Source organism: Paraburkholderia sp. BR14312, assembly GCF_040948675.1.
GTDB lineage: Bacteria > Pseudomonadota > Gammaproteobacteria > Burkholderiales > Burkholderiaceae > Paraburkholderia > Paraburkholderia nodosa_A.
Window position 1 is genome coordinate 1 of the sequence record NZ_JBFPKI010000080.1, and the last position, 432, is coordinate 432.

Consider the following 432-nt stretch of genomic DNA (forward strand, 5'->3'; position numbering starts at 1 on the left):
TGCAGGTCAAGACGTCATCGACGCGCCCATTGACCGGGCTCGCCACCCTCTGTCTCGATCATCTGATCGCAGACCTGCAGCGGACAAACGATCGGCATCCCCCCTCGGCATAGCAAAGCTTTGCGAAAGGCGCAAAGCGAGTTTGTTTGATTTCGAATACGCCAGGAGAACAGAGGCGGTAGAGTGCGCCAACGCTGACATCGCGGGTCACACGCGAAGCGTCTATTCCGTCTGTTCAAATTCACCTGGAGATCACTGTGAGAAAGAGTCTGCTTGCCGGCGCGGCAATAATGTCCTTATTTGGTCACGCCTACGCACAAAGCAGCGTATCGCTGTATGGCATTGTCGATGCGGGCTTCGCTTTCAATAATAATTCCGGCGGTCAAAAGCTCTACACGCTGGCGAGCGGCAACATGCAAGGCAGCCGATGGG

General features: G+C 55.6%; 1 protein-coding gene. It reads left to right on the plus strand.

Going from position 1 to position 432, the window contains the following annotated elements:
• Positions 1–257: 257 nt before the first annotated feature.
• Positions 258–432: porin (locus AB3X98_RS42090; RefSeq protein ID WP_368607224.1), on the plus strand; the 175-nt coding region annotated here is incomplete at its 3' end.